Annotated in this window: 7 protein-coding genes and 2 pseudogenes; 4 read left to right on the forward strand and 5 right to left on the reverse strand. The window is 55.4% G+C overall.

The genetic code is table 11. From position 1 onward, the window contains the following. A partial coding sequence (locus MKK75_RS17650; RefSeq protein ID WP_244043842.1) for a DDE-type integrase/transposase/recombinase occupies positions 1-441 on the forward strand: 441 nt, incomplete at its 5' end. A gap of 222 nt (positions 442-663) precedes the next feature. Here the strand turns inward: MKK75_RS17650 and MKK75_RS17655 are convergent. After that, positions 664-1,992 (reverse strand): hypothetical protein, encoded by a 1,329-nt coding sequence (locus MKK75_RS17655; protein ID WP_244043843.1) that lies wholly within the window; start codon positions 1,990-1,992, stop codon positions 664-666. A 1,442-nt stretch (positions 1,993-3,434) separates the two neighbouring features. Beyond that, a pseudogene (locus tag MKK75_RS17660) lies at positions 3,435-4,265 on the reverse strand (transposase); the annotation flags it as partial. Here MKK75_RS17660 and MKK75_RS17665 point away from each other — a divergent pair. Further along, positions 4,222-5,273 (forward strand): IS630 family transposase gene (locus MKK75_RS17665; RefSeq protein ID WP_409567584.1). Its coding sequence is split into 2 segments (ribosomal slippage): positions 4,222-4,729 and positions 4,729-5,273, totalling 1,053 coding nucleotides; the frame shifts between segments, so codons are not numbered across the junction. The pseudogene MKK75_RS17660 and the gene MKK75_RS17665 overlap by 44 nt on opposite strands. A 147-nt stretch (positions 5,274-5,420) precedes the next feature. On the opposite strand, the gene MKK75_RS17670 is transcribed toward MKK75_RS17665, so the two are convergent. After that, complete coding sequence (locus MKK75_RS17670) at positions 5,421-7,028, reverse strand: Wzz/FepE/Etk N-terminal domain-containing protein (RefSeq protein ID WP_244043844.1); 1,608 nt, start codon at positions 7,026-7,028, stop codon at positions 5,421-5,423. A 451-nt stretch (positions 7,029-7,479) separates the two neighbouring features. On the opposite strand from MKK75_RS17670, the gene MKK75_RS17675 reads away from it, so the two are divergent. Both MKK75_RS17675 and MKK75_RS17680 read left to right on the forward strand, forming a co-directional pair. Further along, entirely contained in the window at positions 7,480-7,878 is a 399-nt protein-coding gene (locus MKK75_RS17675) for a hypothetical protein (RefSeq protein ID WP_244043845.1), read from the forward strand. A 506-nt stretch (positions 7,879-8,384) separates the two neighbouring features. Further along, entirely contained in the window at positions 8,385-9,413 is a 1,029-nt protein-coding gene (locus tag MKK75_RS17680) for a glycosyltransferase (protein WP_244043846.1), read from the forward strand. A 162-nt stretch (positions 9,414-9,575) separates the two neighbouring features. On the opposite strand, the gene MKK75_RS17685 is transcribed toward MKK75_RS17680, so the two are convergent. Both MKK75_RS17685 and MKK75_RS17690 read right to left on the reverse strand, forming a co-directional pair. Next, positions 9,576-10,751, reverse strand: a complete 1,176-nt coding sequence (locus MKK75_RS17685; RefSeq protein WP_244043847.1) for a glycosyltransferase — start codon at positions 10,749-10,751, stop codon at positions 9,576-9,578. A 475-nt stretch (positions 10,752-11,226) separates the two neighbouring features. Further along, positions 11,227-11,711 (reverse strand): annotated as a pseudogene (locus MKK75_RS17690) (integrase core domain-containing protein); the annotation flags it as partial.

The raw sequence follows: 11,711 nt of genomic DNA on the forward strand, positions 1-11,711 counted from the left end.
TTCGTCTACTTGGCCGGCGTGATCGATGGGTTCAGCCGCAAAGTCTTGTCGTGGCGGCTATCGATCACCATGGAGGCCGACTTCTGTGTCGAGGCGGTGGAGGAAGCACTTGCCCGGCATGGTACACCGGAGATCTTCAACCCGGGCCAGGGCTCGCAATTCACCAGCCACGGCTTCACCAGCGTATTGGTGAAGGCTGGGATCGCCATCAGTATGGACGGCAAGGGCGCTTGGCGCGGCGACGTCTTCGTCGAGCGGCTGTGGCGGTCGGTCAAGTACCAGGAGATTTACCTCCGGGCCTACGACACCGTCAGCACGGGGCGCGCCCCGATCGGCTGGTACCTCGCCGTCTCCCATGGACGGAGGCCCCATTCGCGTCTTGACCGACGCACCCCCGACCAAACCTCCTTCGACAGGCTGCCGCATCCCGCGGCCACCTGAACCCGGCAGGACTCCACTCATCCAGGCCCAGGTCACTGTTCAGACAAACCGAGCCGCCTCTGACCACGGAGCCCCGTAAGATTGTAGGCCCAGACATAGGGAGGATACGGACCTTCGTGACAACACTGTATCCAGGTCTACGATCTGATCCCGCAGGGCGCCTGCCGACAGGCGTTTACCCAATTGTCGGCATGCATTCTTCAACGGCTCCTGCGTATGGGTTCATCCTGATCGGATTTGAAGGGCAAAAAGGAGGGCTACCAACGATCCGAAATCGGCGGTTGGGGAACTCAGAGCGAAGCCGACAAACATGGGTACCAGGGCCAAGACGGCGGAATAATTTTCGCTAAATCCAGCATTTCGGCGTCGATGGGACAAAATACTTAAATTGAACGCCACAAAAAACACAGCGCCCAGCAATCCTGTACTCGCTAATATGTTGATTAACCCGTTCGACGTTCTTGCACTTCCGACGCCGATTCCAAGCCAATGAGAATCCTGAAGAGCCTCGAAAGCTGTATTCGACCATCGGGTTCGTTCTTCGAACGAGGAGGTGGACGTCTTTTCGAATACAAGAGCATTCAATAGGAATGATATTCTCTCGCGAAATTCGGGCGCTGATATAATCGCTTCGACGGCAAGTATCGCCAAGACGAATATGACGATGATTTCCGCCGCCGATCTCTCCTGTTCGATACGTCCACTGACGAAAACGCGAATCAAGGTCTGGAGCGCGAAGGCAGCGCCGGCTGCTGCCAGGATCGCGTACGCCGTTGAAGACGTAGACAGGCAAGCCAGCAACAAACTCCCCAGCGTTGCGAATACCCACCTATAATCCATACCGAAATTTCTGCGCATAAGAAGCAAAATTGCAAAGAGACTCGCCGTCAGCGCACCAAACGATGAGGCTTCCGGCATTGCGCCGACGACTCGTTTCGTAAGGCCAATATTAGTTTCGCCAACCAGAGAATAATTTGCGTTTCTAAACACATCCAAGATAAAATTCAAGCTCAGAATGTCGAGGCAGGCAGTTATAAAAAGTATGAACAATAATAAATAAAGTGCGAGTTTTATTACCTGTAGGAAGTCGGTAGTCTGAAAGCGAGCAGCGATAACGATCGTCAACAAATATGACTCAAGAAGGTATAAAAATTGAGTTATATTGCTCATTGATGGGGACAAAGAAACGGTATACAGAACATCTCCGGATCCCCTCAAAGGATAGACGATGGTTTGACCCTCGAAAACCCAGGGGAAAATTGCTGTACAGAGCATGGCTTGTAGCATGAAGAGCGTCAGCAAACCACATTTGTTGAACGGCAACATAATGGCCAGAAACGCGTTTGCCCGCATTGTGATTAACGAGCGTAGGATGAGCAATCCGAAACCTAGATTGGCCGCGGTGATGGTAACTCCCATAGTCAACGACGGCGGCAGCGCCGCTAAGGCTCCAAATGCTAGAAAACAGATCGCTGCGATGAAGATATAGTCAAATCCAGCAATTGCGCACGGCAGAAGTATAGCTAGAGATACCAGCGACCCTATATCCATTTTTGGGCCTCAAATCCATCTGATCGATTTTTATTATAATAAATCGAAGAAGCAATCGCGATTGTTGATGACGAACCGCCTACAGATGATAAGCTTGATTTCATAAAGTCCTTCCCAATATTCGTTATTAATCGCATCATTAATGAATTAGTGTTACCGGAAGCTGTGGTAATTCGAGGCTTTTTGCTGCATTGACCATATCGCGTGCAGTAGAACCGACACCACGGTGGCGCCCGCTGCTCAATCCAAGAATGATAGATTCGATTGTATCGCGCTCGGACCTCCCAACAAAGTTCCAAATCGCTGGCAGCCGCTTCCCAGGGCAACGATCCGGCAAGCAATTCGTGAACGGCTCTAAGAGCGATGGATCGTTATCTGGAGTTCGGTCGATGCGATCCTCGATGACGGTTCAGGATATTTGACGATTGATACTGCGGCTACGCTCATCAAACAAGGTGTAGTGCGGATTGGCTATTCTCCCAGTCGCAGCGAGCAAGCGGTGCCGAATGAGCGGTCTGGAGAACGCTCATTGGCATCGGACCGGAGGCTCCGCGGCGTACACGCAATCGGTCCGATCGTAAGGCCGCGCGCCGATCACCGGCCGGACCTGGACTCAGCTCCGCGACGACCGATGTCCCGTTGCCATCGAGCCCCTTGAGGCCGACGCGGCCGAGCGCCTTGCGGCGGCTCCGGTCGCCTGGCGGTCGAGGCGGCAAGCCGAGGGCCGGGACGCCGTCCCTGTTCGGTCGGATGGACGCGACGGTCGCCGCGCTGGTTCGGCTGGTCCATTTCCTGCGGATGGACGTGATTTCCGGATCGGACGTCCTGCACGGTGACGACACGACGGTATCGATAGAAGGAGGCTGCAGCCGGTGGTCCCGCCGAAGAGACGGCTGTCTCGCACCACCGCCCAGATCCGCCCTGTGATGGTCTTGTCCTCGGCCAGAACCGATAAGGGGGTGCCATCGAGATGAAGGCGCTCGGCTAATCGCACGTGAGCCTCTATCCGGGCGACCGGTCGAGTCTTGACCGACGCACCCCCGACCAAACCTCCTTCGACAGGCTGCCGCATCCCGCGGCCGCCCAAACCCGGCAGGACTCCACGCATCCAGGCCCAGGTCACTGTTCAGACAAACCGAGCCACCTCTGAACCTCAGGACCGTTGCCGATAGCGTCGTTCCGCCCACGCCGCGCTTCGACTGCATATTCAGTACCGCATCCGCGCGCGGGAGGACGTCAATCTCTCAAGCATACTTGATCGAACGTATCATACCAAACCTCGCTGAGGAGGACTCACTGGGGGTAGCGGCGGCGGCTGAAGGGTAATTCTGTCCTGGGATTTGGAGCCCGAGGAGAGGGGCATGGCTGCTCCGGTTCCGCTGCGGTCGGACTTTGACGCCGAAGGCCTGCGCGGTAATTACCCCGGCCCGTGATGGCGGGGTTCAGGCGCCGACGGTTTTGAGGATGGTGCCGAATGGCTTGGCACCGCTCAGGCGGGCGGTGTCGACGACGGTGCGGATGGCGGCCTCGCCCTCGCCCGCCCACATGGCGCGAGAGCCGTGGGTGACCGTCCGCTGCACGACAGCCGGACGAAGCAGCCGCTCGGAGCCGTTGTTCGTCGGCTCGACCGTCCCGGGATAGGCGAGGAGGATCAGGAGCTGATTGCGGGCGCGGCTGATCTTGGCCTGCAGGTCGCGGGTCAGGTCACAGCGGCTCGGCGTGGCCAGGATGGCCCCGAGTTGCCGATCCAGGCTGCGGCGCTTGGCCGACAGCGTCGCGGCGGCCAAGTCGGTGACGCGCTCGGCCAGGGCGAGACGCCCTGCAACCAGAGTTGCAGGCGCCACGGCACGGGATCGTCGCTGACCTCGACCACGTAGGCGACGTCGCGGGCCAGATGCGCCAGGCAGGTTTGGTGCTCGGCCGCATGGACCTGTTGAGCGGTGTAGCGATCCGAGATCCACACCGCGGGCCGATGCCCGTCCATCATCTCGTGCACCACGACAGCGCCGCGCGTCGGGCAGGCGGTGTGGACCACCGCGTCGGCCGCGTGGAACAGCCAGTGGTAAGCGTTCGAGCCCGCGATGCGCACGCCGGAGCAGGTTCATCAGGCCGCCCTGGCTGAGCGTCAGGCCAAACAGGTCGGAGAGCGCCGCCTGCCGCCGCTCATACGAGAGCGCCTGAAAGGTCTTCCAGTACGTCGCCACTGCGTGCAGCCGTGGGCCGAAGGGCGTGCCGCGCGCCGCTTCCGGCACCGGTGCGACGACCCGCTCTCCGAAGCGCGCCTTGGCCAAGGGCGCGCGTGATCCCGCCCAAACCCGGCGCTTGTTGGCTGTGTCGGCGATCTACGCGGGCGGCTCGCGCTCGGCCGCCGCCGCTCTCGGCGGGGTTGGGCTTCAGACGGTGCTGGATTGGGTCATGGCGTTCAACGCGCACGGTCCGGACGAGCCGATCGGCGGCAAGGCCCCTGGCGCCCGCCCGCGCCTGAACGCCGAGCAGCGGGAGGCGCTGCGCGCGCTGGTCGAGCAGGGGCCGCCGATGCCGGCGGCTCACGGGGTCGTGCGCTGGCGGCTGGTCGATCTCGCCCCAATCCTGTTCGGGGATCACGGTGTCTCGATGTCCGAGCAGACGCTGAGCCGGGTCCTGCGGGGCATGGGCTACCGCAAGCTCTCCGCCCGGCCGCGCCACCACGCCCAGGATCCGGACGCCATCCCGGCTTTTAAAAAAGCGTCCCCACCCGCCTGGAGGCGATCGCGCAAGCCGTCGGCGGCAAGCCGATAGAGGTCTGGTTCGCCGACGAGGCCCGGGTCGGCCAGAAGAACACGATCCCCCGGCGCTGGGCCAGACGCGGCACGCGTCCCACGGCGCCCAAGGACCAGCGCACCGCCTCGGCCTGCATCTTCGGGGCAATCTGCCCAGCCAGAGGCACCGGGGCCGGCCTCGTCATGCCCCGCCGCACCACCGAGGCGATGGCCTTGCATCTGGCCGAGATCGCCAAGGCCGTCGCCCCGGGCGCGCACGCCGTGCTGCTGCTCGAACAGGCTGGCTGGCACACCAACCGGAAGCTCGCTGTGCCCACCAACATCACCCTGCTGCCGTTGCCGGTCCGCTCCCCCGAACTCAACCCCGTCGAGAACCTAATGCGCGACAACTGGATCGGCAACCGCGTCTTCACATCCTACGCCGACATCCTCGACCACTGCTGCCACGCCTGGAACACCCTCATCGACCGACCCTGGCGCATCATGTCGATTGGACTGCGCAACTGGGCTCATGGGTTCTGATCAGTGAGGATTGGTATCCGATGTCGAGTCTCACCAGCGCATCGACGCGTCTCAGACCGTCAATGTTCGGCGCTCGTTGTCCAGACATCTTATGCAGTGCCATAGCGGGTTTCCGCTGATATCTGAACCCAGCATTTCAAGTCAGCGCTATGCGTTCAAGGCGATTACACCGATGCCGGAAACACCATTGTTTCGCAGTGTCGACGTGACCCTTTCTACGTGGGCGAGTTGTGTTTTGCCAAGCTCTACAATGACAACGACATAGTCCAAAACTGCGCAGCTCAACAGCATTTCCGGGTTTGAACTGACTGGCGGCAAATCGAGAAGAACATATTCTGCATCATATTCCGATAGGATATGAAGGGTTGCCGCGCTGTTCGCACCATTCGAAAGATCGATATCTTTCTGACCACTCGCGCCGTCGATCTGCGGATCTATTACGAGTTTCACATCAGATGACGTGACGATTCGCGCGCCATGATCATTATTTCCACTTGAAGAAAAAAATCCATCCTTGGCTTTTTGATAATCAAGATTGAATACCGCGGCGCTGCGCCCCTTTGCTGATACAACCGATGCTAGCAAGAGCGCAAGCAAATGGCGCTTGGAGTGTCCCGTCCAGCACATGACACCAATGACTTTTTTCTGCTTTGCTGAGAGATCAAGAGCAAAATCGATATGGAAGGCGTCCATCTTTTGTCTGGCGTCCAAGTAATTTTTTCCCCAAGCCTGCCTGAGGATGTCGTAATTTTTATTCGAAGCCGCACCTACTCTAATCGACCGACTAAATCTTGGCAATTCGACAACGTTATTGATATCCAATAAGTATTTTATTTGCGACGGGGACTTAACTGAATTATCAAAAAATTCCCTCACCACAATTGTTGATATCCCAATCAGCAAACTCAAAGTCAAGGTAATAGCGAAGGTGGTTCCTGTTTTGGGACTCGATCGGGTTAATGGTGGCGCGGCCGCACTGATGATCTGGGCATCCGCGTCGGGAAACTGAAAATTCGGAACGGCGCCCGTTCTAACTCCTTCATCAGCCGCCGCCAACTGGGCTTTCATGCTCGCGATCCGACCTTGCAAGTATTCCGTTCCGCGTTGGATTGAAGCGGCCCGCAATTCTACTTGTGAGGCGATGTACTGCATACATATTGCATTGGCGATGCGGGCGCTTTCAGCCGGCTCCAGCGCTTGATAGGAGACTTCGAGGACATAGGAATTACCCACGCGCTTTACGTTAACGCGATTGCTGAAAGCCTCGAACGCTTTCCGATTCGAACTCTTTACCGACGCAGAATCCTCGGCTGCATTCTTCGAGGACAGGTTCGATCGTAATTTATCGGAGTCTTTTATATTTTCGGCTATCGATTTTGATTCGAGCAGGTTAAGCTTGTCGAAAACCGCGTTCAAGATCCGCTCTGACTTGAGTACTTGTATCTGACTTTCTGCTTGAAAATTATCGAGGCCGACCATGGCGCCCGTTTCGGCTCTGGAGCCTGACGCTCCCCCTGCCGGCAAGGACGGATTGAGAATGATTGCCGCTGTCGCAGAGTACTGTGGTGGTGTAAGAAATATATAAAGGAGCGCAAGGGTCATGCAGAACAGTACCCAAGCCGCAAAGCGGAATTTACATTCTGAAATCGAACGTGCGATTAAACTAATTGGGAGCCCTGGGTGTGAATAGCTGAGGTTACCGTCTCTCATATCTGCTCCGGAGGTCCATGATAACGATCCTGTGTGCTTGATCATCTCGCTTGTATCCAATGTTTGCCGCAAGATGAAACAAACTTTATTCGCATAAGCGCTTACTGTTAGAGCCTTAATGTTTTTCAAGTTTGATCAGGGGGAAGACACGCGCAACGACCGGAATCCTCCTTTGCCGATGATGCGGGGAAGCGGCTGTTTGGACAATACGCAATGAGCCTAAGTTGCATCATGCCATTGGGCTGTTTTTCGTATCAGGGTCGTGAACGGCGTATCGTGTTTGAATTTCGATGAACGAACAGAGGCGAAGATAGCATTATGGTCTAGATTCGATTAGCGCCAGAGGCCGATGACGGCGGTCGCAGGGAGCCAGCCAAAACGAAGCCAGCCGGTGAGCGCGAGGCTGGGCATTAGAGGCGGCCGCAAGGTGGCTCATTGAGGCGCACGAGAAATGCGGCTGAGCCGATCCGACGGGCCCTGAGCTGATGGCCGAGGGTTGAGCCTGTACCTCAACCGCGAGCGCCTCATGTTCGATCCTGATCCTGCAAGCCACGCGTGTGTTCCCGAAGCGAGTGTGACTGTCGTGCCGGCAACCGCTGGCTGGCCGAACTGCATCGTCAGTTCGGGACAAACGCCCATCTCGCCAGAGCCAAAGGGCGGCTGCAAGATGGACAGAAAAACGTCGCGTATCACGACCTGTAGTTTTGCCTGCAATGCGCACGCCATGGACTCGTTCGAACGTGTCGTCGGGCGCCATGCCAATGAGGCCGCGTTGCGCGGCAGTGGTGATTCGCCAGCCGAGCATGGGACGGCAGCTGTACTGCGGGTGCAGCCCGTGGCTGCCCCGCTCTCGGCAAAGATTGACGCCGTATGTAAGGGCACCACAGCGGGGTGATGCGCGTTCCGGACTGTTGCGGTACGCTAACTGCGCGTCAGGATCGAGCGTATCAGTAGACGCTCGGAACGGGTGCTGGGCGATGCGCAAAACGAGATACGGAAACCGCGATGATTGCCGGATATTGAGTCTGCTTGGGCAAAATGTCGTCCTACGGAACAAACGGACCAGACGACCCGGTCAAGTCGCCGCGTTCAGTTCAGGCAATCAGCCCCGCGACGAGACAAAGCTGAAGCGAAAATTTCAGAAATATCAATTATCGACAGATTGTTCAGATGTTAAGATTGAGTGCAATCTTTTTCTTCAATTCGTCGCCGGACTCAGGTTTCCAATGCCAACTAATGTCAAATTATAACAAATCTTAGCTGTGCACTTAATTCAGAGGCACTCAACAAAATTCTACGAGAGATGGGGGTCGACCATCTTTCGTTGAATCAATTATCTGATAGCAGTTCAAATATCCGTCGTTTCTATTGACGTATAATTCGAATGAGAGGGCTTAAACATTGAGTTCCGCCTTTTTGTCTCCACCGCCCGTATCCGTCATCCTCGGAACTTACAACGGCGAGCGCTATTTGCGGCAGCAAATGGAAAGTTTATTGTCGCAGTCCGTTTTGCCGACCGAGATTATAGTCGCTGATGACCGTTCAACCGATGGGACAATCAGGATCGCTGAAGATTTTCAATCCTTTTCCGCCGTTCCAATTAAAATTATTCGTCGCACGGAAAACATTGGTTTCGGCGCCAATTTTTTGCACGGTGCGCAGCACGCAACGGCAGACATAATAGCTTTTTGCGATCAAGATGACATTTGGCATCCAGATAAATTAGAGGTTTGTTTGGTGAAGTTTCATGATCCAACGATTGTCTTGGTCGTCCATTCTGCACGAAAGATCGATAAAGACGGGAATGATCTCGGCCGATTTGATCAATATATAAGCCAAGATTGTACAATTAATCCTCGGGCCTGTGATCCGTGGGGAGGGCATTTCGGATTTTCGATGGTTCTGCGCAAATCTCTCTTGGATTTGGTTCCCATCGATAGATTTGACCTTAATTTGCAGGGAATGAGAAATAACGCTCATGACAAATGGGTAAGTCTGCTGGCTCGCTGCGCTGGCCGGATTGCGTGCATCAATCGCGATTTGGTTGATTACAGGCAACACGATAGTAATGTGTATGGTGCTCCAAATAAACATGAAGTCTCGAAAACCCGGAAGATGATTTTCTTCGTACTTAACGAACGCGCACGATCTGCACAGGAAATGTGTACTATAATCTCCAACATTCCTTTCAGAACGACGTCCGATCTTCCTCTTTTTGACAAATATGAAACCTTAAATTGGTGGAAGAAGATTTATATGGTTCACCAAAGACGCGCCGATCTCTTTCATTCTCGTCGTCGTGTGGACGCATTGGTGCAATGGTTGAAAAATGTGGCCGGTCGCGTTTATTGGAATTCTGGTAGCGCCATCCAAAATTGCAAGGACGCGGTCAGAGACTTGGGTGCAATAGCTCTTATCAAGTGGGATTGAGACAGCGATATTCAAGTGTTCTCAGGGAAGAGTTATTGCGGGTGGGGTTTTTTTATTAAATCAGTCCTACAATCCGCTAGTCTGTAATCTTCCGTCCAGTAGAGGAAGAAATTACAGCTCGCGGCATTTTATGACTGGCGGAACGAGTGGTTTCGAAGAATCTCAAATCGAATGTCGGTCAGCTTCATCCCGCTTCGTTAACGCGAGAATGGCCTCGAGTTCCGCCTTCTGCGAGGCAACCCACTGTTGTGCAGCGCGTCGTGCACTCCGTCCAAGCGCGAGTCGCGCTTCCGTATTCTGGTGGAGTGTCAGCAATGCTCTGGCGAAACCGATGGGGTCGTCATCGTCGACAACAATAACACCCTGTAACAACTGGTCCGGCAATCCTCTCACTCCAAGACGCGTACTGACCGCCGGGACGCCGAGAGACAAAGCCTCGATCAACTTTATCTTTAGGCCAGTACCGGCCGTGATTGCATTGGCCAGAACCGGCGCATCAGTATATGCGTCTTCCACGTTCTTGACTAATCCTAACTTTACCACGCTCTTCTGGTGCGGTATGTCTCGGCATAGGCTTCCCGCGACGAAGATTTTGAATCCAGGAACGATCCTGACGACCTCAGGGAGAACCTTTTCGATCAGGTACTGAACCGAAGCAATATTTGCCGTGAACGACGATCCGAAAAAGGTTGCGCCGGCCGAACGCCGCTGCTCGACCGCGACACTCCGCTCTCTCATCAAACAGAGCGTTCTGACACGGCCTGCTTCCGGACCGAGTAAAGATTTGAAGTAGGCTGCTTCCAAATCTTGAATAGCGATAACGATATCGGCCCTTTTCAAGCCCGCGCTCTCCTTCTCGGGCGCAAGCTGATGGGAGAACGAGTCGTGGGTATCAAGAACCTTCAGTGTTTGAGGCCCGCAGGTCAGAAACACCCGAGAGAAAAATACATAGGGTACCCAGCAAACGTCTGGCTTAATACGACGAAAAATTGCTTTAAGCATTTTGTCGAATGGACTATAGTATATTTCGTCCGCCGAGTCGAAAAGATGAGTTTGCTGGCCGCTGAGATTTTTTATCTTACGAAATATTATTTTGATCCAACGCTGGAAGAGATATAGCGTTTCTCCCGCTCGGCTTCGCTTTAAGGGTATGAAATTTGGGCCAAAAAATTCGCGATGCGCATCTTCATCGAACGACCCGATCTGTCGAGAAGTCAGGAGAATGAAGTAGACCTCATGTCCTAAGTTTCTAAAATATTCAATCTGCGCAAAAATAACCGCTCGGTTTCCGCCATTTGTGGGGAATACCGGCACAGATGATACATAAACGATTCTCAAAACTGGTCCTCCAAGGATGTGGGCATCGCAGGCAGCGAAAGAACCGTATCATGGTTCTCATCAGCATTAAATTATGGGAATGCGTTCGTTATAAAATCTTCTCAAAGCATCGAAATCTCGTTTTCCAATTATACTTGTTGATTCGTTGTGTCGCTGTCACAAATTTTGCTTGGCCGAGGCCAGGCATCGTACCTACGTATGCCGACCGGGCGCTACGCATTATGCCCATGACGGCCAAAACGTAGGGTAGCGTCGTGCGAATTGATTGTGCGGCTTACCGTTTCGCGCACGTGATGAGCTTCCATGGGAGCCTCTTTTAGAGGATCATAATGGCTGCCGGTAGTGGAGCGTCGCGTTTTGAAGTGCAGTCCAGCGCATTCATAAGGCGCCTGATCTCATCGACGATGTGCCGCTCTCATGAGCTTCGCTGCTCCGGATGACCTGACCGGTATTTTGGACCGAGCCAATTGAGAGGCTACCGCATGGCGGCTGCCATAGGTAGCCGGAGGCCAGATCCGGGTAGCTGACAGGCGCGGGCGGCCGATAGCCCAGCGACGAAGGCGGTCGAACGCGGTTGTGGGTGGTATGCCATAGACCGATCACGATCTGCGCCTCCCTCAGCGAGTGGAAAATCTCCTGGCGTAGACACGCGTCCCGAAGCTTGCCGTTGGAGCTCTCTCAATAGCCGTTCTCCCACGGCGATCGTGGCGCGATGTACTGGATCTGCGAGCCAGCTTTGGCGACCCACTTGCGCAACGCCTTGGAGATCATCTCTGGACCGTTGTCGCAGCGGATGTGCTCCGGGATGCCGTGCAGGCCCATCGCATCGGCCAGGGCCTCGATCACGCCGAGGCTGTCGATGCGCCGCGCCACCGTCAAGGCGAGGCACGCCCGGCTGGGCTCATCGATCAGCGTCAGGATGCGCAGGCTCCGGCCGTCGTGCGTCTGAGCCTGCACGAA

Origin of the sequence: Methylobacterium sp. J-030 (genome assembly GCF_022829545.1) — a bacterium.
Lineage (GTDB): Bacteria > Pseudomonadota > Alphaproteobacteria > Rhizobiales > Beijerinckiaceae > Methylobacterium.

What these genes read in the sequence shown, in the direction of transcription:
- MKK75_RS17655 (WP_244043843.1), bottom strand. Translation starts at nt 1,992, where the DNA reads ATGGATATAGGGTCGCTGGTATCTCTAGCTATACTTCTGCCGTGCGCA.
- MKK75_RS17670 (WP_244043844.1), bottom strand. Translation starts at nt 7,028, where the DNA reads ATGATCAAGCACACAGGATCGTTATCATGGACCTCCGGAGCAGATATG.